The following is a 20,850-nucleotide window of genomic DNA, read 5'->3' as shown; positions in this document are numbered from 1 at the left end:
GGAAGGGCGAATCTGCTACAGCTTGGTCACGCCGGCAACCGGCGGCGGATGTATGGCAGGCGAGCGTCGGACCTCAAACGCAAAAACCCCTGACTTCGTGTGAAGTCAGGGGTTTGCTTGAATCGAATATGGCGGTGAGGAAGGGATTCGAACCCTTGATACGATTTCTCGTATACACACTTTCCAGGCGTGCTCCTTCAACCGCTCGGACACCTCACCGGATCGACGGAGGTTCATGTCCGTCGAGGCGCGCTAATGTAATCGAACACACCGCCTTTGGCAAAAACTTTTTTAGCTTATTCATGCGCTTAACAAATCCGGCATCACACAGGTGACGGGCAGCATGTTCCGCTAGACTGCTGTTGCAACCCGGGTCACTGCCTGGGTTATTTTGGAAAGAAGCCGAGCGGAGCGCACCTGTCCCATGCGACGGACAAGCCAGTCAGACAACCATACCGATACCTTGTTGGTGCCGACCCGTCGCCGGGTGGCTGTCGCCAGCCTGGAATTGGGTATGTACGTCTGCGAACTGGACCGACCATGGAACGAAACGAACTTCGCATTCCAGGGCTTTCCGCTGCTGACGCCCGGTGAGATACGTGCGGTTCGCAGCTGCTGTGACTATGTCTATGTCGACGACACGCGGCGAGTCCGCCTGCAACACGGCGCCCCTGTCGCAACCGGGACGCCACGCGTGCGCAAGCCGCAGGAGCGTACCTATCACGCGCTCTCGACTGAAGTGGAAGAGGCTCGTGCCGCCTACCAGGATGGCTCCCAGCTGATCGAGCAGGTGCTAGCCGATGTTCAGCATGGCCGGGTCATCGACACCCGGGCGTGCCACGGCGCGGTCAAGCGCAATCTGGAAAGCATGTTGCGCAACGAGAGCGCGATGCTCTGGCTGATCCGGCTGAAGAACAAGGATCTGTACACCAGCCTGCACTGCCTGTCCGTTTCGATCATGGCGATGGGGTTCGGCAACCATCTCGGCCTGCAGGATGACAAGCTGCAGTTGCTGGGGATGGCTGGTCTGCTGCACGACGTCGGCAAGATGCGCATCGATCCGCAGATTCTCAACAAGCCCGGCAAGCTGACGCCGCAGGAGTTCGAAGTCATCAAGCGGCATCCGGTCTTCGGTCTGGAAGCGCTTCGCGCCCAGCCCGGAGTTCCGGAGGCGGCACTGCATGCGGCGTACGGTCACCATGAGCGGCTCGATGGTACTGGCTACCCGTTAGGCTCGGGACCCGGACAGATTTCCTATATGACGCGCATCATCACCATCGTGGATGCGTTCGATGCGATCACCAGCCATCGGGCCTACGATTGCGCGCGACCGGTCCAGGCAGCGTTCGAGATTCTGCGCAGTGGCAGTGGCAGGCAGTTCGACGAGGACCTGGTGCTCGAGTTCATCCGCTGGCTGGGCGCCTTCCCGGTCGGCACACTGGTTGAACTGCATACCGGTGAAGTCGCCGTGGTGGTGGAGAAACACAAGCAGTTCCAGCTCCGGCCGCGCGTCGTGGTCCTGCGCGATGCCGCCAAGCAGCGGTGCGCCCCGCGTTATCTGGATCTGGCTCAGGTCACGGTAGACGCGGAGGGCACTCCCTATCGCATTTCCATTGGTTTGCCCGACGGCTCCTTCGGGCTGCATATCGCCGATCCCGAACTGCAGTCCATCCTGCATCCACGGACTCTGGCCGACTTCGAGCAGGCCACCTGAGCGCCAGTAACCGTGACTCTCGACTGCTTTTGAGGTCGCGGGCGTGACTGATCGGTCGGTCATCGTGCTTTACCTGAACCGGAGCGCTGGGTAACGTCTGCGCACTTCAAAAACAAGGAATCTCGTCATGAGTGAGCTGGTCTCTTACCAATTCGAAGACGGCGTCGCCACGCTGACGCTGTGCAATGGCAAGGTCAATGCGCTCTCGCCTGCGGTGTTCGAGGCGCTCAACGCTGCGCTGGATCGTGCCGAGCAGGACCGCGCCATCGTGATTCTCACCGGCCAGCCGGGCATTCTTTCCGGTGGCTATGACCTCAAGGTCATGACCTCGAGTCCACAGAACGCCATGGCCCTGGTTGCCACCGGCTCGACCTTTGCGCGGCGGATGCTGGCGCACCCGTTCCCGATCATCGTCGCCTGCCCAGGGCATGCGATTGCCAAGGGCGCTTTCCTGCTGCTGTCTTCGGACTACCGCATCGGTGTCGAAGGGCCGTTCCATATCGGCCTCAATGAAGTGCAGATCGGCATGACGATGCACCATGCCGGTATCGAACTGGCGCGCGACCGCCTGCGCAAATCCGCATTCCACCGCTCGGTGATCAACGGCGAGATGTTCGATCCGGTGAGTGCGGTCGACGCTGGTTTCCTTGACAGGGTGGTGCCAGCCGGTGAGCTGTTGGCGGTGGCCAAAGCCACAGCGGAGCAGCTGAAGAAAATCAACATGGTGGCGCACAAGAACACCAAGCTGAAAGTGCGCAAGGCGTTGCTGGAGAGCCTCGATCAGGCGATTGCCCTGGACCAGCAGCACTTCGGCTGATCACCAGGCCGGCTGCACAAGAGAATTTCTGATCGAGTGCGCACGAGGGCCGGCCCTGCGTTTACACTGCGCGAGTGACGCCCCGCCGACGGCGGGGCGTTTTCATTTCTCATTCAGTGTCGCCTCGCAGGAGAGCCCCGATGTCCGCCCCGCACACCCCGGTAGAACGCGCCGATTTCGACCAGGTCATTGTTCCCACCTTCGCCCCAGCAGCCTTCGTACCGGTACGCGGCCTGGGTTCGCGAGTATGGGATCAGAGCGGACGAGAACTGGTGGACTTCGCTGGCGGCATCGCGGTCAACGCGTTGGGTCATGCGCATCCGGCGATGGTGGCGGCGCTGACAGAGCAGGCCGGCAAGCTCTGGCACATCTCCAACATCTATACCAACGAACCGGCGCTGCGCCTGGCTAAAAAGCTGGTCGCGGCGACCTTCGCCGATCGCGCCTTCTTCTGCAATTCTGGTGCTGAAGCCAACGAGGCGGCGTTCAAGCTGGCCCGTCGTTATGCGCATGATGTCTACGGTTCGCAGAAATTCGAGATCATTTCGGCGCTGAACAGCTTTCACGGCCGGACCCTGTTTACCGTAACGGTGGGCGGGCAGTCGAAGTACTCCGACGGCTTCGGGCCGAAGATCGAAGGCATTACCCACGTACCCTACAACGATCTCGAAGCCCTCAAGGCAGCGATTTCCGACAAGACCTGCGCCGTGGTGCTCGAACCTATCCAGGGCGAGAGCGGCATTCTGCCGGGCGAACAGGCCTACCTGGAAGGTGCGCGGCAGCTGTGCAACGAGCACAACGCATTGTTGATCTTCGATGAAGTGCAGACCGGCATGGGGCGCACCGGTGAGCTGTTTGCCTACATGCATTACGGCATCACGCCGGACATCCTGACCAACGCGAAGAGCCTCGGCGGCGGCTTCCCCATCGGCGCGATGCTGACCACCAACGAGATCGCTGCGCATCTGAGCGTCGGCACCCACGGCACCACCTACGGCGGCAACCCGCTGGCTTGCGCGGTGGCTGAGGCGGTAGTGGATATCGTCAACACCCCGGAAGTGCTCGAGGGCGTCAAGGCGAAGCATGAGCGCTTCAAGGCCCGTCTGACGCAGATCGGCGAGCGCTATGGCGTGTTCAGTCTGGTGCGTGGTCGTGGCCTGCTGATCGGCTGCGTGCTGAGTGATGCCTGGAAGGGCAAGGCCGGTGCCTTCTGCGCCGCCGCCGAAAAGGAAGCGTTGATGGTCCTGCAGGCGGGGCCGGACGTGGTACGCCTGGCGCCGAGCCTGGTGATCGACCAAGCTGACATCGACGAAGGGCTGGATCGTCTCGAGCGCGCCGTCGCTACGCTGACCCAGGCCTGATCATCCCAAGCGCGGCGCTGCTGGCGCCGCGCGTTCTACTAGCGAGAGCAATTCAATGAGCGATAGCCTGCAACTGGTTCTGGAAGATGTCGACGGAACCCAACTGGAAACCTCCTGCACCCGTTTTGCCGTGATCTGGCAGGGTCGCGAGGTATGGATTCAGCAGGTTGGCAATGGTCAGCTGATGATCGGTGTGGACGTCGAGGACGGCGACACCGAGTACGCCAATCTGGTGCTGCGTCCGCTGGCGACCAATCTGGTCAGCCTGCAGCTGGAAATGGAACCGGCCGAAGCCGATGACGACGAACACGTCCACGGCCCTGACTGCAACCACTGACGATTTCCCGGCATGCTCGCCCTTGGCAAGCTGCTGGAACTGACCCTCGCCGGGCGCGAGCCCTGCGAGAAGGTCCAGCTCACCCCGCGCGGGGTGAAGCTGCACTGGCTGGCCGACGGCGCATTGCTGGTGTCGCCGCCACCCGGCCAGGATTATGGCCTCGACCTGCTGCTTTCTGCAGGCATTCATGGCAACGAACTCATCCCCATACATGTTCTGGATCGTCTGGTCCGCGCGCTCGCGCGGGGCGATGTGCAGCCGCGTGGGCGGCTGTTGCTGCTGTTCGCCAATCCGGCAGCGATGCGCCGAATGGTGCGGCAGGTCGAACACGATCTGAACCGCCTGTTTCGCGGCGAGCATGCGGATGTGTGGGGTGGTGAAGCCATTCGTGCGGCGGAACTCGAAGCGCTGGTTGGCGGCTTTTTCAGCGGGGCCGGACGCCAGCGGCGTCACTATGACCTGCACTCGGCGATGCGCCCGTCACGCCTTGCCCAGTTCGCGATCTGCCCCTGGCGAGAATGTGAGCAGGTGTCGGCCGAGTCGTTGGCTCGTCTGAACAGGCTGGCGATCGAGGGTGTGCTGCTGCAGCGCCAGGCCACCTCGACCTTCAGCGCGATGACCGCCACCCGCTACGGCGCCGAGGCGTTCACGCTGGAGCTTGCCGAGGGTTCGGGCGAGAGCCTGCCTCTGGCCGTCACGCAGTTCGAGCAGGGCCTGTACCTCATGATCGAGGGACGCGAGGCACCGGTGGCTACACATGCGCTGCCGCAGCTGCTGCAGATTTCTCGCGAAGTCATCAAGCGCAGCCCGCGATTTCGTTTGTGTGTGCCCACCGATATCGAAAATTTCTCACCACTTCCGCTCGGCAGCGTGCTGGCCGAGGATGATGGCATGCGCTGGGTGGTCGACGAGCCGGGCGCCCGCATCCTGTTTCCCATGCCCGATGTTGCCGAAGGCCAGCGTGCGGCGCTGATCGTCGTGCCGCTGGAGCGCCCCGAAGCGGGGCTGTGAGACGCGTGCCGGGAAACGCGCGGTTGCAATTGGCTGCTCGCGCCCTTATCTAGCTTCACTCCTCCTGCGTTGTGTGCACCTTCTTATGAGTACTGCTCTGTCCATCCGGCAGTTGACCAAGACCTACGGCAACGGCTTCCAGGCCCTCAAGGGTATCGATCTGGACGTGGCCGAAGGCGACTTCTTCGCCTTGCTCGGCCCCAATGGCGCCGGCAAGTCCACGACCATCGGCATCCTCTCCACGCTGGTGAACAAGAGCGGCGGCACGGTCAACGTGTTCGGCCATGACCTGGATCGCGACCCGTCCGGGCTCAAGCGCTGCCTGGGCGTGGTGCCGCAGGAATTCAACTTCAACCAGTTCGAGAAGGCCTTCGACATCCTGGTCACCCAGGCCGGTTACTACGGCATTCCGGCGAAGGTCGCCAAGGAGCGCGCCGAGCGCTACCTCAACCAGCTGGGGTTGTGGGACAAGCGTGACGTGTCCTCGCGGATGCTCTCCGGCGGCATGAAGCGTCGCCTGATGATTGCCCGTGCGCTGATCCATCAACCACGCCTGTTGATCCTCGACGAACCAACGGCGGGTGTGGATATCGAGCTGCGCCGTTCGATGTGGTCGTTCCTCACCGAGCTCAACCGTGAAGGCATCACCATCATCCTCACCACCCACTATCTGGAGGAGGCCGAGCAGCTGTGCCGCAACATCGGCATCATCGATCACGGCCAGATCGTCAAGAACACCAGCATGCGCGAACTGCTCACGCAGCTGCACGTGGAAACCTTTCTGCTTGACCTCAAGGAGTCGCAACTGGTGGCGCCGGAGCTGGGCAGCTATCGGGCGCAGTTGATCGATCACCACACCCTCGAAGTGCAGGTGGAGAAGAGTCAGGGCGTGACTGAACTGTTCCGTCTGCTCAGCGCCCAGGGCATCGAGGTGCTGAGCCTGCGCAACAAGACCAACCGACTGGAGGAGCTGTTCGTGTCGCTGGTGGAGAACAATCTGAAGGTGAAGTCATGAGCGGCGAACTGCGTCCTAACCTGGTCGCGCTGCAGACCATCGTCCAGCGCGAGATCCGTCGTTATACGCGCATCTGGCCGCAGACCCTGCTGCCCCCGGCGATCACCATGGTGCTGTACTTCGTCATCTTCGGCAGCCTGATCGGCGCGCGGATCGGCGACATGGACGGCTTCAGCTACATGGACTACATCGTGCCGGGGCTGATCATGATGTCGGTGATCACCAACTCCTACAGCAACGTCGTGTCGAGCTTCTTCAGCACCAAGTTCCAGCGTTCCATCGAGGAACTGCTGGTCTCGCCGGTGTCGCCGCATGTGATCGTCATCGGATTTGCCCTGGGCGGCATCACCCGCGGGCTGGCGGTCGCGGTGATCGTCACGCTGCTGTCGATGTTCTTCACCGATCTGCAGGTGCACCACCTGGGCGTGACCGTGCTGGTGATCACCCTGACGGCGAGCATCTTCGCCCTGGGCGGCTTCATCAACGCGGTATTCGCGCGCAACTTCGACGATATCTCGATCATCCCGACCTTCGTGCTGACGCCGCTGACCTACCTCGGCGGGGTGTTCTACTCGATCAACCTGCTGTCGCCGTTCTGGCAGACGCTGTCGCTGGCCAATCCGGTGTTGCACATGGTCAATGCGTTTCGCTACGGGATTCTCGGTGTCTCGGATATCCGCATCGGTGTGGCGATCAGCTTCATGCTGGTAGCGGTGGCGGCGCTCTATCTGGTCTCCGTCGGGCTGCTCAAGAGTGGGCGCGGGATGCGCCAGTAGCTGGCACTTGATTTCGGCCGCTGCGCCGATGGCGCTGAAAAGAACGTCGCGAAGCGCTAAACTTCGCGGCGTTTTTCGTTCAGGTCCATTCCGATGCAGCATCCCGCCGAACATTCCCCGCTGGGCAAGTCCAGTGACTACGTCGCCACCTACAGTCCGCACCTGCTGTTTCCGATTCCGCGCGCGCCAAAGTGGGCCGAACTCGGACTGACCGCCGAGACGCTGCCCTATCAGGGCGTGGATCTGTGGAATTGCTACGAGCTGTCCTGGCTGTTGCCGTCGGGCAAGCCGGTGGTGGCGATCGGCGAGTTCGAGATTCCGGCCGATTCGCCGAGCATCATCGAATCCAAGTCGTTCAAGCTCTATCTGAACTCGCTGAACCAGTCTGTGTTCGAGTCGCGTGAGGCGCTGGTCGAGGTGATGATCGCCGATCTATCCGCGGCGGCCGGCAAAGCCGTAAAGGTGCGCCTGCGTACGCTGGATGAGGTGGCGAGCGAGGGCGTTGCAACGCTGTCGGGTCGCTGTATCGACGATCTGGACGTTGCCATCGAGCACTATGACCATCCGCAGCCGGAGCTGTTGGTCTGTGATGCGGGACGTGTGGTCGAGGAGTCGCTGCACAGCCACTTGCTCAAGTCCAATTGCCCGGTGACGGGCCAGCCTGACTGGGGCAGCGTGGTCGTGGAGTACCGCGGCGCGGCATTGCAGGCGGAGAGTCTGCTGGCCTATCTGGTGAGCTTTCGCCAGCACGCCGACTTTCACGAGCAGTGCGTGGAGCGCATCTTCCTCGATCTGCAGCGCCTGCTGCAGCCCGAGAAGCTGACCGTCTATGCCCGTTACGTGCGCCGCGGCGGGCTGGATATCAATCCCTATCGCAGTACCGAGGCGATGGCCGTCGACAATCGCCGGCTGGTACGTCAGTGACGCAACGGGTCGCGCCCGCAGCGCGACCCGCCACCCTGCTTCAGATGCCCATGTTGGCCAGAGTCTGCATGATGTTGCGCAGGGTCATGGCCATATTCGGGTGACTGACTTCAAAACGCTCTACCGCCAGGTTGACGCCATCCACCAGCGAGTCGTTGGATTCGCCGGTGTCTTGAGTCGCCAGTCTGGACTCGATGTCCTGAGCGATGGCGTGCAGCGAAGCCCGTTCCTCGTCAGTCAGCGGTGTGTCCTGGGCCAGTTGATTACGCAGTTCTTCGAGCTGCGACTGCAGATCATGTTCCGGCATTTTGCTTCCCTCTCATGGGTTTACGGGCGACTTGGTATGAACCTCGATGATCAAAGGTTAAACCAGCGGCCGCACCTTGTCTGTGCCTTTGCCAAAGGCGGCGTTGACTGAGCGCGGAGAGATGAAAGCCAAACGTCCGGCTGACTGCCGAAAATCAGGCGTTCGCTCTATACTGCGCGGTCTGCGTCGGTGCGCCGCATGCACCAGTACCTATGGAGAAAAAGCAATGCCCAAGATCGCTACGGCCTGGATCGCCGTGCTCAAGGCCGGTTTCGTCGCCACTATCGCCATGCTTGGCGCGGCGCCTGCACTGGCAGAAGAAGATCCGTGGGAAGGTGTCAACCGTGCGGTGTTCCGTTTCAACGACACTGTCGACACCTACACGCTCAAGCCGTTGGCCAAGGGCTACCAGAAGGTGACCCCGGAGTTCGTCGAAGACGGTATCGGTAACGTGTTCAGCAATCTCGGCGACGTGATCGTGCTGACCAACGATCTGCTGCAGGGCAAGGTTCGCGATGCTGGCATCGACACCAGCCGTATCCTGTTCAACACCACCTTCGGTGTGCTCGGCTTCTTTGATGTCGCCACCCGCATGGGCCTGCACAAGAACGATGAGGATTTTGGCCAGACCCTCGGTGCCTGGGGCCTGGGAAGCGGGCCTTACGTCGTGCTGCCGCTGTTGGGGCCGAGTACTGTGCGTGACGCCTTTGGCCGTGTGCCGGACTCGTTCCTCGAGCCTTATCCGCACATGGGGCACGTCCCGACGCGCAATGTCACGCGTGGCGTCGATCTGGTGGATACCCGCGCCGGGCTGCTGTCCGCTGAGAAGATGATTCGCGGCGATCGCTACATTTTCGTACGCAACGCCTATCTGCAGAACCGTGAGTTCCGCGTCAAGGATGGCGAGGTCGAGGACGACTTCTGACTCATGGCCGCGTGATCGCGGCCATCTGCAGCGCCAGTTCAGGACATGGACAGGATGGCGAGACCCAGGCTCTGCCGGCCATCGTCAAGCTGGGTGATGCGAACGACTTCGGTCTGTGCGTCGAGGCCTTTCAGCTCACTGTGTTCGGAAGGGATCAGTACGCGAACCTTGTCGCCCATGCGCAGGTCCGTACTGGCCAGTACCTGCATGCCGGTGCTGGATAGATCGGTGCAGATGCCGCTGAGTTTTGTATCGCCATGTTCCAGTGCAACGGTGGTTTCGATCTGCATGCGGATAAAATCGCGTTTTTCGCTGTAATCCCGGTCTTTCTGGCTCATGGTCTCAACCTTTTATATATGGTTCGCTGCGTTCTTATAGCTCCCCTCAATTCGACCTGTAAAGGCGCCGGCCGGTCGGCTTGAAACCCCGAACGTATGGGAGTACCGTCTGCGCCTTGAAACGTACCCAACCCGACGTTACGCGGGGCCAATGTTTTCGCCAATCATCCTGGCGATACCGCCTGGTAGGAACATGCTTAAACCAAGCGCGACGCTGCTGATCATAGATGACGACGATGTGGTTCGAGCCAGTCTGGCTGCCTATCTGGATGACAGCGGTTTCCGTGTCCTGCAGGCAGCCAATGGCCCGCAGGGTATGGAGCTGTTCGATTCGGAACAGCCTGATCTGGTGATCTGCGACCTGCGCATGCCACAGATGGATGGCCTGGAACTGATCCGCCAGATCAGCGAGCGTCAGATCGACCTTCCGGTGATCGTGGTTTCCGGTGCCGGCGTGATGAGCGATGCCGTCGAGGCGTTGCGCCTGGGCGCCGCCGATTATCTGATCAAGCCACTCGAAGACCTGGCGATGCTCGAACACTCGGTACGCCGTGCGTTGGACCGTTCCCGTCTGCGCCTGGAGAACCGTCGCTACCGCGAGCAGCTCGAAACGGCCAACCGCGACCTGCAAGCCAGCCTGCATCTGTTGCAGGAAGATCAGGACGCTGGTCGCCAGGTGCAGATGAACATGCTGCCGGTGACCCCTTGGAGCGTCGATGGCTTCGACTTCGCCCACCAGATCATCCCCTCGCTGTACCTGTCCGGTGACTTCGTCGACTATTTTCGCGTGGACGAGCGGCGCATCGGCTTTTACCTCGCCGACGTGTCCGGCCATGGTGCTTCATCGGCATTCGTCACCGTGCTGCTCAAGTTCATGACCACCCGCCTGCTGTACGAATCGCGCCGCGGTGGGATGCTGCGCGAGTTCAAACCGTCGGAAGTGCTCGACCACATCAACCGCGGTCTGATCAATTGCAAGCTGGGCAAGCACGTGACCATGCTTGGCGGGGTGATCGATCAGGAACATGACGTGCTGCATTACAGCATCGGTGGTCATCTGCCGATGCCGGTACTTTATACCGGCGAAGGTGCCCACTATCTGGAAGGGCGTGGTCTGCCGGTCGGGTTGTTCGTCGAGGCCACCTACCAGAATTTCGAGCTGAAGCTGCCGGAGACCTTCAGTCTGACATTGCTCTCCGATGGCATTCTGGACCTTTTGCCCGGTGAGACACTCAAAGAAAAAGAGTCCGCGCTGCCCGGCCTGATAACCCAGGCTGGTGGCACGCTGGATGGATTACGTCGAGTCTTCGGGTTGGCCGAACTGGCTGACATGCCCGACGATATCGCCTTGCTGGTGTTGAGCAGGAACCTTGCATGAGTACTGGAAGAATCCAGTTCGCCGAGATGGATGGCACCTTTGTTCTGAAGTTCATTGGTGAGATTCGTCTGACGCTCTGTTCGGCGCTGGATGCAACGATCGAGAAGATCTTCTCGTCGCTCAATTTTTCGTCCATCGTCATAGATCTGACTGAGAGCCGTAGCATCGACAGCACCACCCTGGGCCTGCTGGCCAAGCTGTCGATCCTGTCGCGGCAGAAGGTCGGCATGTTGCCGACGCTGGTCACTACCCACCCGGATATCACTCGACTCTTGCAGTCGATGGGCTTCGATCAGGTATTCAATATCGTCGACACTCCGCTCCCTTGCCCCGAGTGCCTGGCTGATCTGCCATCGCAGGATCAGTCGGAAGAGGTGGTGAAAGCGAAGGTGTTGGAGGCTCACCGGATTCTGATGAGCCTCAACGAGTCCAATCGCGAGGCCTTCCATGACCTCGTCACCGCTTTGGAGCGGTCCTGATCAGGCCAGTTTGGCCAGCAGCGCTTCTAATTTTTCCTGATCGCGCGCGAACTGACGGATGCCTTCGGCGAGCTTTTCGGTCGCCATTGCATCCTCATTCAGGCCCCAGCGGAAACTCTTCTCATCCAGGCTGATACGCGCTTCTGATTCGCGACCGGGCTGCAGTTGGCGCTCCAGCGTGCCGCTGGCTTCGACCAGCTCGCCGAGCAGTTCCGGGCTGATGGTCAGCCGGTCGCAACCGGCCAGTGCCTCGATCTGTCCGACATTGCGGAAGCTCGCGCCCATTACCACCGTCTTGTAGCCGTGCGCCTTGTAGTAATCGTAGATGCGGCTGACCGATTGTACGCCCGGATCTTCCGCGCCCTGGTAGTCACGACCCTCATGCTTCTTGTACCAGTCATAGATGCGGCCAACGAACGGGGAGATCAGGAACACGCCGGCCTCGGCGCAGGCCACGGCCTGGGTGAAGGAGAACAGCAGCGTGAGGTTGGTCTGGATGCCGGCCTTTTCCAGTTGCTCGGCGGCGCGGATGCCTTCCCAGGTGGAGGCGATCTTGATCAATACGCGATCGCGGCTGATGCCAGCCTGCTCGTAGAGGCCTATCAGGCGCTCGCCGCGCTGAACCATGGCCTGGGTATCGAAGGAAAGGCGTGCGTCGACCTCGGTGGAGATGCGCCCGGGGATCAGCTCCAGAATCTGCTTGCCAACGGCTACGGCGAAGAGATCGCAGGCCAGGCCGATATCGCCCTGGCACTGCTTCATGGCATTGCCGAGGTGCTCCGCGTAACGCGGCATGGCTGCTGCCTTGAGCAGTAGCGACGGATTGGTGGTGGCGTCCACCGGCTTCAGGCGGGCAATGGCGTCGATGTCACCGGTATCGGCGACCACCGTGGTGAACTGCTTGAGTTGTTCCAGCTTGGAAGTCATGTAAGAGGGGCTCCGTCCTGTGAGTGGCATGACCTTACCCGAGCCAGACGGCCCGCTCAACGAGCGTGTGGACCCGGATGCGCCTGGCTTTGATTCAATTGCGCAGACTGCGTTCCTTGCATGCGGACGGTCAGTGCCCTTCGAGCAGCGTTACCGCCTGATCGAGCAGTGCAAGAGGCTGGCTGGTCTTGTGAATGTCCACCGAAAGCAGCTGGCGAAAGCGTCGTGCGCCGGGGAAGCCCTGTCCCAGGCCAAGTACATGCCGAGTGATGTGGTGCATTGCACCGCCTTGCGCCAGATGCTGCTCGATATACGGCCGCATGTTGCGCAGTGCCTTCGCCCGGCTGATCACCGGCGTATCGCTGCCGAACAGCTCCTGATCTACCCGCGCCAGCAGATAGGGATTGTGGTAGGCCTCTCGGCCGAGCATCACGCCATCGAAGATCTGCAGATGCGCCCGGCATTCTTCCAGCGTCTTGATACCACCGTTGAGGATAATCTCTAGGTCCGGGAAGTCCTGCTTGAGCTGGGCGGCGACGTCGTAGCGCAGCGGTGGCACTTCGCGGTTCTGCTTGGGCGACAGGCCTTCGAGGATAGCGATGCGCGCATGCACGGTGAAGCTGCGGCAGCCGGCTTCGCGCACCTGACCGATGAAGTCGCAGAGCTCGGCATAACTGTCGCGTCCATTGATGCCGATGCGGTGCTTGACCGTTACCTCGACGCCCACCGCATCGCGCATGGCCTTAACGCAATCGGCGACCAGTTGCGGATGGCCCATCAGGCAGGCGCCGATCATGTTGTTCTGCACCCGATCGCTGGGGCAGCCGACGTTGAGATTCACCTCATCGTACCCCGTAGCTTCGGCGAGCCTCGCGCACGCCGCCAGATCGCCGGGCACGCTGCCACCCAGTTGGAGTGCCAGCGGGTGTTCGCTCTCGTCATGCTGCAAAAACCGCTGCGCATCACCATGCAGCAGCGCACCGGTGGTGACCATCTCGGTGTAGAGCAGGGCATGCTTGGAAAGCTGGCGCAGGAAGTACCGGCAATGGCGATCCGTCCAGTCCATCATCGGTGCGACGGAGAAGCGGCGGGTAAGTACAGGGCGCGGCGTGTCGGCTAGGGCGGATTCGTACATAGGGTTCCAGCAGTGTTGCTGCAGCATTTCCTGAGGGAGCGTTCTCACGCCACGCCGAGGGGACGACAAGGCGTTTGGCTGATCACGGCGCATGCCCTGTATGGTGGGTTGCGCCACAGCCCTGTGAAAAACAGTGCGCAAGTTTACACGCAGTAGCTCGTGTGCGCGCGACTGAGGGGCAGGCAAGCTGGGCGAGGCTGACCGGATGATGAGGCAATCGGTCAGGTCTTATGTGCTGCAGAGAAATGTCGCCTGGCTGGTTTAGCCAGGCTCATTCGAGACGGAAACTTAACGGCAGCCAAAAGTTGATCGGTTTGCTTTTTTTGGCAGTGTCAGTTGTGACTTGCGAGGCTACGGTTTTTCCGTGTTCCTAAAGTGTTCCAATTATGGAATTAGATGAAAGTCCATATCGGAAATTGATATTGGCTAAACGGGAATGTTAAGTCGCTCACATAATTGCAAGCAGGAGCTGGGCTCTGTCATAGTGCCATTAGTACGCCTCGGTTTATGTAATGTATGAAAACAGTCCTGATCGTTGATGATCATCCATTCATATGTCTGGCAGTGCGCATGCTGCTCGAGCGTGATGGTTATAGCGTAGTGGGAGAGGCCGACAACGGCGTCGATGCCATACAGCAGGCCAAGGCACTTGAGCCTGACCTGGTCATTGTCGATATCGGTATTCCGAAGCTGGACGGCTTGTCGGTGATCATGCGGTTACGGCTGTTGAATGATGCGCTCAAGGTGCTGGTGCTGAGCTCGCAGCCGGCAGGCCTGTTCTCTACGCGGTGCCGCCAGGCAGGGGCGGCGGGCTATGTTTGCAAGACCGGAGATCTTGGCGAGCTGAGCAGCGCGATCCAGGCGATAAGATCTGGCTACGATTATTTTCCGAGCCTGACTGCCGGTTCCTTCAGCCATCGCGACGCTTCGGGGTCGGAGATCGAGCGGTTGAACTCACTCTCGGACCGGGAAATCACGGTGCTGCGTCTTTTGGCTCTGGGTCACTCGAACAAGCAGATTGGTGAGGATCTGGCGCTCAGCAACAAGACCATCAGCTGCTACAAGACACGCATCATGGAGAAGCTCAGGGTCCGTACCTTGGTCGATCTGGCGGAAATCGCCAAGCGTAATTCCTTCACCTGAGCACGGCATCAACGAGCCGGGGCGAGCGTGCCGCCTGGCATATTGCGGTGCTTCCTCACTTACCGAGTCGAGCTAATGGTTACCAGCCTTTATCCAGCAGATAGGCCGTCTGGTGATGAATCCGCGAACCCGCCGCAACTGGGATTGCTCGTTGTCGATGACTATCCGCCTGGATTGATGCTGCTTCAGCAGCAGTTCAGCTTTCTTGGCTATCGGGTCGTCGCCGCATCTGATGGTGAGGCAGCGCTTGCCCAATGGCTTTCCGGTGATGTTGACGTTGTGATCACCGACTCTCGAATGCCGGTGATGGATGGTTGTGCCTTGACCCTGGCAATCCGCAAAGAGGAACAGGCAGCGTCGGCGCAACCCTGTCTGATCATCGGCTTTACGGCCAATGCCGTTGCGGAGGAGCGTGAGCGATGCCTGTCGGCAGGAATGGATGAGTGCTTTTTCAAGCCAATGGATCTGGTCGATATCGACCACTATATAAAGGCGCATATGCAAGGCGTGTCGTCAGATGCGCAGAACGCTCCAGGCGGTGAACTGGGTTCGCAAGCGCTGCGGGAACGACTGAGGCGTTTGCCCGCGGCGGATCCGAATGCGATGCAGTTGCTGATAAGCACCTTGCATCGGACCACCCAGGCAGATATTCGCAAGCTTGAGCAGTTGATATTGGCGCCCGACATCGAGGAGCTGGCCAGTTTCGCCCACCGGATCAGGGGGGCGGTCGGTCTGATTGGCGCACAGGATGTGGTTCGTAGTTGCCAGGCGTTGGAAGCTGTCTGTATCGAACAATCGTCTTTCGGTGGCGTGCGCCGTGAGGCGGAGTCGCTGCTGAACGCATTACGAAATCTGGACGCCGCTCTCCAGGAACTGCAGCTCGGCGCTTGTTGACTGCCGTTCGCAGCACTCGAGTCAGGACGCCAGGCGCTCCAGCGCGGGATTGAGCAGGTTGTCTCCAAAAAACTCCAGATGCGCGCGGGGATAGACCGGCAGCGGCCATTCATCGACCTTCTTTGCCAGCTTTTGATACGCCATGGCGCATTTCGACTTCGGGTAGGCTTCGAATACCGCACGGCGCTTCTGCGCTGCCGCGCGGACGCTTTCATCGAATGGCACGTCGCCGAGGTAGTCCAGTACGACGCTCAGGAAGCGATCGGTGATCTGGACCAGCCTGGAGAACAGCGCGCGACCTTCATGGGGCGTGCGGGTCATGTTCGCCAGCACATGGAAGTGATTGATCCCGTAATTGCGGTTGAGCAATTTGATGAGGTTGTAGGCGCCATTCAACGATGCCGGCTCGTCGGTGATGACCACCAGTACCTGCCGCGAGGCACGAATGAAATTCATCGTCGAATCGGAAATCCCTGACGCCGTGTCGATAATCAGAGCGTCGGGCGTGTCGCGGATATCGCTGACAGCATGAATCAGGCCTGCTTGCTGGGTGGCGGTCAAATTCGCCATCGACAGATCGCCGCATGTCCCTGGCAGAAGCCGGACATTTCCCTTGAAGGTCAGCATCGCCTGTTCCGCTGAGCAGGTGCCGCGTAGCACGTCGGCGACGGTCTGCTTGCTGGTTAGCCCAAGCAGGACATGGGCATTAGCCAGCGCCAGGTCCGCGTCGAGAATCATGACCCGGCGCCCCAGGGAAGCCAGGCCCAGCGCAAGATTCACGGTAACGTTCGTCTTGCCGCAGCCCCCTCTACCTCCAGTAACAGCGATAACCTGGACAGGGTTCACTGTGTTTCTCCTTTGCTCGGGAATGATTCACCCGGTTTCCGTGAGCGGATTGCTTGGCGACACCGGGCCAGGGGCAGATTCCTTGCTGCTCGGTCAGGTTCCTGCCTGTCTGTCGAAATGATCCCAGAGTTTTTTTCCGGCTTAACGGCGAAACGTCGGATGCCGCTGTAGGAAATTTCTTATTAGCTGGCGCCGCCTTGAATTAACGTGCACGTCTCCGCAGAATTTCCTCAGCAAATGTGCGTGTGCTGCGCTCTTCGGGCACATATCTCTGGTGGCGCAGGTTTTCGCGCCCCTGCAAACCGAATGGTCACGCACTTAGGTCAGCCAGCCATACGGCTGTTCGGGCTGACCTTCTTCTTTGCAACCTGGGCTTTTTCATTCGCCGTTTGGCTACCTGTATCAGGCCCATGCTCAATCATTCGAACTGCCCGCAACTCTTGCGCATCTCTAAGTAATCTGGGAATTACCTTCATGCGGTCGAAAACTTTTCTCGGGCTGCGTAAATGGATCTGGCGCGCGTTCGTCCAGAGTGCGCTGATTCCACTGGTTCTAGTGGAAATGGTGCTTATCGCGGTGTATCTGCTGAGTAACAACGCGATTCGCGATGCTCAGATCGAGTACCTGAGGCAAAGCGCCGTCGAGGACCTCGAAGCCTCGGCGAATCAGGAGGCCCGCGTGGTGGTCGAGCAGCTTGTGCAGGTTCGGGCGCAGGCCGAGACCTATCGCAATCTCACCACTCGGGCGCTGCTCGACGAGAGCACGCCAGCGCTGCCAAAGCTCGCGCTCAGCGACAGCGGTGTGCGCTATACGCCAGTAGATGACGGGGGCGCCGCGGTTTTCTACGCGAACTCCACGGCGGCCGAGCAGCAGGACCTACAAAAGGTCGCGAAGCTGTCGGTTCTGGAGCCGCTGATGAAAGAGATCGAGCGCAACAACCGGCTCGTGGACAGCGTTTACTTCAACAGCTGGGACAGTCTCAACCACATCTATCCCTGGTTTCTGACGCCGGATCAGTATCCGCATGACATGGTGATCCCCAACTACAACTTCTACTACCTGGCCGATGCCACGCATAACCCCGAGCGCAAAGTGGTGTGGACCGATGTTTATGTCGATCCGGCCGGGCACGGCTGGATGATGTCGGCGATCGCACCGGTATACCGTGGCGACTTCCTCGAAGGTGTGGTCGGGGTCGATATCACGGTTGGCGGCATTCTTGAGCAGATTGGCCAGTTGCAGGTGCCATGGAATGGCTATGCGATGCTGGTCGGGGCTGACCTGAACATTCTTGCGCTGCCCGAGCCCGGTGAAGCCGATTTCGGCCTGGACGAGCTGACCGAGCACTCCTACGACGATGCCGTGCGCCGCGAAATCTTCAAGCCGGAGGACTTCAGGCTGGACAGGAACCCGCAGACGGTGGCGCTGGCGAAGGCCATCGATGCAAGGTCCAGCGGTGTCGAATCAGTCGTACTCAATGGGCGTACCCACCTTGTGGCGTGGTCGGTCATCGAGCCTACCGGCTGGCGCCTGCTGACGGTCGTCGATGAGGCGGACGTGTTCAGCCGGACCAACGCGCTGGCCAGTCGCTACCAGCAGATCGGCTATCTGTTGATTGGTGGTCTGGTGCTGTTCTATCTCGCCTTCTTCGCTTACATGTGGACGCGCGCACGCAGGCTCAGCCAGCAGCTCCTGGCCCCGATTGCCGGTATTTCGCAGATGATGGATCAGATCGGGCAGGGCAACTGGCTGCCTGCCCGGGTGACCTCCGACATACGCGAACTCGACCAGATGGCCGGGCACGCCTCGCTGGTCGGCATGCAGCTGGAAAACAGCGAAGCGCAGCGCCTGCGTACCCATCAGCGCCTTGAATTGGTCCTGGAGAGTGCTACCGAAAGCCTCTGGGAAATCAATTACCGAACCGGGATGACCCGACTTCGCGGGCGTTTCTGTCAGCGCTTCGGTCTTTCCAGCGAAGTCATCGCGCTTGAAGACTTTTTCCTTCGGGTGCACCCGGATGATGTCGAGCGGGTTCGTCAGGCTCACGTGGATATGGCCAATGGCACGGATGACAGCTATTCGGGCGAATTCCGTTTCGCCGGCCGCGACGGTGAATATCACTGGCTGCTGAGCCGCGGCAGGGTGCTGGAGCGAGACCCGGTCAGCCGGAAGGCCACGCTGGTCGCCGGAACCCATGTGGACATCGATGGGCTCAAGCGTATCGAGGCGGAGTTGCGGCAGGCGAGCCTGGATGCTCAGGTGGCCAACCAGGCGAAGTCTCGCTTCATCTCCAGCATGAGCCACGAATTGCGTACACCTCTGAATGCCATCCAGGGGTTCGCCCAGCTCATGCGCATGAAGCAGGACGTGCGGCCCGATGGCAACGCCGACTTCCTCGATGAGATTCTCAGGGCCAGCCGTCATCTCAATCAGCTGGTTGGCGACATCCTCGACTGGTCAGGCACCCAGCTGCAGTCAACCTCGGTAGAGCTGCAGATGGTCAACGTCAGCAAGCTGATGCAGGAGAGTGCCGAGCTGGTACGTGCGGAGGTGGCCGAGCGCGGGCTGCAACTGAACGTCGATCTTCCCGAAAGCACACTGCAGGTTCGCGCCGACCCGCGGCGGCTGCGCCAGGTCCTGCTCAACCTGCTTTCCAATGCGATCAAGTACAACAAGCCGGCCGGCCAGGTGACGCTCAGCTATCAGGTGGCGACCGGATATATCCGGCTGCTGGTGGAGGACACCGGGTTGGGTATCGCAGGCGACCAGCAGAACCGGGTATTCGAGCCGTTCCAGCGCCTCGGACGCGAGAACACCATGATCCAGGGAACCGGTATCGGCCTGGCGCTCTGCCAGGAGCTGGCAACGCTCATGCGGGGTCGCATGGGTTTGCACAGCGAACCGGGCATTGGCAGCAGCTTCTGGATCGAGCTGCCGCTGCTGGGGAACGAAGCGTCACTGGAACCCGTGGTGCGCCAGGAATTACCCCGTGTCTTTTACGTGGAGGACAACCCTGCCAGCCAGTTTCTGGTGCGCACTGCGCTTGCGGACATTGCGAGCGTCGAGGTGGCGAGCAATGGCGTCAGCGCGCTGCAGCAGATTCTTGCAGCGCCGCCTGATCTGGTGTTGCTCGACCTCAAATTGCCGGAGATGAATGGCGAGGAGCTGTTGAGTCGCTTGCGCCGCGATGTGCGCTGCCAGGGCGTGCCCGTCGTGGTGCTGAGTGCCGTCACTGGCGCCGAAGCCTTGCGAGCGGCAAGCCTGGACTGCCAGGGGCTGTTGCGCAAACCGCTGGATATGCAGGAGTTGCGCGGGTTGATCGAGGCGCTGTTGGCGGAGGTGGCGCAAGGTGTTGTCTGATGAAATTCGCCACTCCACCGTAGTCGTCATCGACGACATCACTGCCAGCCTGCGTCTGCTTGAGTCCAGCGTTCGGGCAATCGGCGTGCAACGGATAATGGCTTTCAACGACTCTGCTGCGGGGCTTGCGTGGCTGCAGCAGAACGATTGGGACCTGCTGTTGCTCGATGTGGACATGCCGACTCCCAACGGCTTCGACATTCTCCGCAGCCTTTCCGACCGCGAACACAACCGCATGGTAGTCATGGTCAGCGCGCTCAGTGACAGGGAAAGTCGTTGCACAAGTCTCAAGCTGGGCGCCAATGATTTCATCAGCAAGCCGCTGGACCTGCCGGAGCTGCTGCTGCGAGTACGCAACCAGTTGCAGCTGAGCTGGGCCAGCAAGCAGCTGAAGACCGAACGGGAAACACTGGAACGCAAGGTCCTGGAGCGTACCGAGCAGCTGAACGCGAGCTACCAGTCGGTCATCTGCAGTCTGTCGCGCGCCGCGCAATACAAGGATGACGAGACAGGTCAGCACATTATCCGTATCGGTGAGTCGGCAGCGTTGATCGCGGCGGCGCTCGGCCAGCCTGCCGAGTGGGTGGAGCGCATACGCCTGGCTGCTCCGATGCATGATGTTGGCAAGATCGGCATCCCTGACCACATTCTGCTCAAGCCCGGCACGCTCACCGACCTCGAGCGCAAGATCATGCAGCGGCACACCCAGATCGGCCACGCGATCTTGCGTGACGGGGAAGAGTCTCCGTTGCTGGAAATGGCGGCCGAGATTGCCCTGTACCACCATGAGCGCTGGGACGGCACCGGCTATCCCCAGGGCCTCAAGGGTGAGCAGATCCCGCTCTCGGCGCGGGTGGTAGCGCTATGCGACGTATACGACGCGCTGCGCTCCCCGCGGCCGTACAAGGAACCCTGGTCGAAGGAGAGGGCGCAGGCCTATATCCGTGAGCAGGCGGGGTTGTACTTCGACCCGGCGCTGGTCGATGTATTGAGCGGTATGTTTCAGCAGATCGAGGACATGCAGGGCAGTCTGGCGGACCCGCTGCCTCAGACGGCATCGGTTGCTGCCGCGCAGGATCACGCGGGATCGGTCGTCGATGCGTTGTCTCAGCGTCGTCGTGCCCGATTCTGACCGCTTCGAAGTCATGCATCGCGGCCGATAG

At 60.7% G+C, this 20,850-nt stretch carries 20 protein-coding genes and 1 tRNA gene; 15 read left to right on the top strand and 6 right to left on the bottom strand.

The genetic code is table 11. From position 1 onward, the window contains the following. Positions 1–129: 129 nt before the first annotated feature. A tRNA-Ser gene (locus EA798_RS16930) sits at positions 130–219 on the bottom strand. Positions 220–424: 205 nt separating this feature from the next. On the opposite strand from EA798_RS16930, the gene EA798_RS16925 reads away from it, so the two are divergent. From EA798_RS16925 to queF, 8 genes are all read left to right on the top strand, one after another. Continuing rightward, positions 425–1,714: an HD-GYP domain-containing protein gene (locus EA798_RS16925; protein WP_106155291.1), complete on the top strand. Its 1,290-nt coding sequence runs from the start codon at positions 425–427 to the stop codon at positions 1,712–1,714. 127 nt (positions 1,715–1,841) lie between these two features. Beyond that, positions 1,842–2,531 carry a crotonase/enoyl-CoA hydratase family protein gene (locus EA798_RS16920; protein ID WP_106155290.1) on the top strand — a complete coding sequence of 230 codons (690 nt, stop codon included), beginning with the start codon at positions 1,842–1,844 and terminating at the stop codon, positions 2,529–2,531. A gap of 140 nt (positions 2,532–2,671) precedes the next feature. Next, positions 2,672–3,892 (top strand): aspartate aminotransferase family protein, encoded by a 1,221-nt coding sequence (locus tag EA798_RS16915; protein WP_122099695.1) that lies wholly within the window; start codon positions 2,672–2,674, stop codon positions 3,890–3,892. A 55-nt stretch (positions 3,893–3,947) separates the two neighbouring features. Then, entirely contained in the window at positions 3,948–4,229 is a 282-nt protein-coding gene (locus EA798_RS16910; protein WP_015277480.1) for a hypothetical protein, read from the top strand. Between the two features lie 12 nt (positions 4,230–4,241). After that, positions 4,242–5,240 (top strand): succinylglutamate desuccinylase, encoded by a 999-nt coding sequence (locus EA798_RS16905; RefSeq protein WP_122099694.1) that lies wholly within the window; start codon positions 4,242–4,244, stop codon positions 5,238–5,240. Between the two features lie 85 nt (positions 5,241–5,325). Next, positions 5,326–6,255, top strand: a complete 930-nt coding sequence (locus EA798_RS16900) for an ABC transporter ATP-binding protein (protein WP_106155287.1) — start codon at positions 5,326–5,328, stop codon at positions 6,253–6,255. Further along, a complete protein-coding gene (locus EA798_RS16895; protein WP_014820047.1) occupies positions 6,252–7,031 on the top strand; it encodes an ABC transporter permease in 780 nt (259 codons plus the stop codon). The genes EA798_RS16900 and EA798_RS16895 overlap by 4 nt, the downstream gene beginning before the upstream one ends. 93 nt (positions 7,032–7,124) lie before the next feature. After that, complete coding sequence (gene queF / locus EA798_RS16890) at positions 7,125–7,955, top strand: NADPH-dependent 7-cyano-7-deazaguanine reductase QueF (protein ID WP_122099693.1); 831 nt, start codon at positions 7,125–7,127, stop codon at positions 7,953–7,955. 40 nt (positions 7,956–7,995) lie between these two features. Here queF and EA798_RS16885 read toward each other — a convergent pair whose 3' ends face one another. After that, positions 7,996–8,262 carry a DUF4404 family protein gene (locus EA798_RS16885; RefSeq protein WP_106155285.1) on the bottom strand — a complete coding sequence of 89 codons (267 nt, stop codon included), beginning with the start codon at positions 8,260–8,262 and terminating at the stop codon, positions 7,996–7,998. A gap of 226 nt (positions 8,263–8,488) precedes the next feature. Here EA798_RS16885 and EA798_RS16880 point away from each other — a divergent pair, with 226 nt between their 5' ends. Next, the gene (locus tag EA798_RS16880) at positions 8,489–9,187 is read left to right on the top strand and encodes an MlaA family lipoprotein (RefSeq protein WP_106155284.1); all 699 of its coding nucleotides are present in this window, start codon (positions 8,489–8,491) and stop codon (positions 9,185–9,187) included. Between the two features lie 38 nt (positions 9,188–9,225). Here the strand turns inward: EA798_RS16880 and EA798_RS16875 are convergent, their stop codons facing one another. Further along, positions 9,226–9,525 carry a PilZ domain-containing protein gene (locus tag EA798_RS16875; protein WP_106155283.1) on the bottom strand — a complete coding sequence of 100 codons (300 nt, stop codon included), beginning with the start codon at positions 9,523–9,525 and terminating at the stop codon, positions 9,226–9,228. A gap of 193 nt (positions 9,526–9,718) precedes the next feature. On the opposite strand from EA798_RS16875, the gene rssB reads away from it, so the two are divergent. Both rssB and rssC read left to right on the top strand, forming a co-directional pair. Then, positions 9,719–10,903 carry a two-component system response regulator RssB gene (gene rssB, locus EA798_RS16870; RefSeq protein WP_106155282.1) on the top strand — a complete coding sequence of 395 codons (1,185 nt, stop codon included), beginning with the start codon at positions 9,719–9,721 and terminating at the stop codon, positions 10,901–10,903. Further along, entirely contained in the window at positions 10,900–11,382 is a 483-nt protein-coding gene (gene rssC / locus EA798_RS16865; protein ID WP_015277472.1) for an anti-sigma factor antagonist RssC, read from the top strand. The genes rssB and rssC overlap by 4 nt, the downstream gene beginning before the upstream one ends. Here rssC and tal read toward each other — a convergent pair whose 3' ends face one another. Continuing rightward, positions 11,383–12,309: a transaldolase gene (gene tal / locus EA798_RS16860; RefSeq protein WP_122099692.1), complete on the bottom strand. Its 927-nt coding sequence runs from the start codon at positions 12,307–12,309 to the stop codon at positions 11,383–11,385. It abuts the gene before it with no gap. 130 nt (positions 12,310–12,439) lie between these two features. Continuing rightward, positions 12,440–13,444 (bottom strand): tRNA dihydrouridine(20/20a) synthase DusA, encoded by a 1,005-nt coding sequence (dusA, locus tag EA798_RS16855; protein WP_122099691.1) that lies wholly within the window; start codon positions 13,442–13,444, stop codon positions 12,440–12,442. 516 nt (positions 13,445–13,960) lie between these two features. Between dusA and EA798_RS16850 the strand changes: the two genes are divergently transcribed. Further along, positions 13,961–14,587 carry a response regulator transcription factor gene (locus EA798_RS16850; protein ID WP_122099690.1) on the top strand — a complete coding sequence of 209 codons (627 nt, stop codon included), beginning with the start codon at positions 13,961–13,963 and terminating at the stop codon, positions 14,585–14,587. Positions 14,588–14,662: 75 nt separating this feature from the next. Further along, on the top strand, positions 14,663–15,481 hold the full coding sequence (locus tag EA798_RS16845) for a response regulator (RefSeq protein ID WP_122099689.1): 819 nt from the start codon (positions 14,663–14,665) through the stop codon (positions 15,479–15,481). 21 nt (positions 15,482–15,502) lie between these two features. On the opposite strand, the gene EA798_RS16840 is transcribed toward EA798_RS16845, so the two are convergent. Then, positions 15,503–16,327 carry a MinD/ParA family protein gene (locus EA798_RS16840; protein WP_167462981.1) on the bottom strand — a complete coding sequence of 275 codons (825 nt, stop codon included), beginning with the start codon at positions 16,325–16,327 and terminating at the stop codon, positions 15,503–15,505. 474 nt (positions 16,328–16,801) lie between these two features. Between EA798_RS16840 and EA798_RS16835 the strand changes: the two genes are divergently transcribed. Both EA798_RS16835 and EA798_RS16830 read left to right on the top strand, forming a co-directional pair. After that, positions 16,802–19,687 (top strand): hybrid sensor histidine kinase/response regulator, encoded by a 2,886-nt coding sequence (locus tag EA798_RS16835; protein WP_122099687.1) that lies wholly within the window; start codon positions 16,802–16,804, stop codon positions 19,685–19,687. Next, a complete protein-coding gene (locus tag EA798_RS16830; RefSeq protein WP_122099686.1) occupies positions 19,677–20,819 on the top strand; it encodes an HD domain-containing phosphohydrolase in 1,143 nt (380 codons plus the stop codon). Before EA798_RS16835 ends, EA798_RS16830 begins: the two co-directional genes overlap by 11 nt. The last annotated feature ends 31 nt before the right edge of the window (positions 20,820–20,850 follow it).

This window comes from Pseudomonas songnenensis (genome assembly GCF_003696315.1).
GTDB classification, from domain to species: Bacteria; Pseudomonadota; Gammaproteobacteria; order Pseudomonadales; family Pseudomonadaceae; genus Stutzerimonas; species Stutzerimonas songnenensis.
The sequence above is the reverse complement of the archived record's forward strand: the minus strand, read 5'-3'. Positions and strand labels throughout refer to the sequence as shown.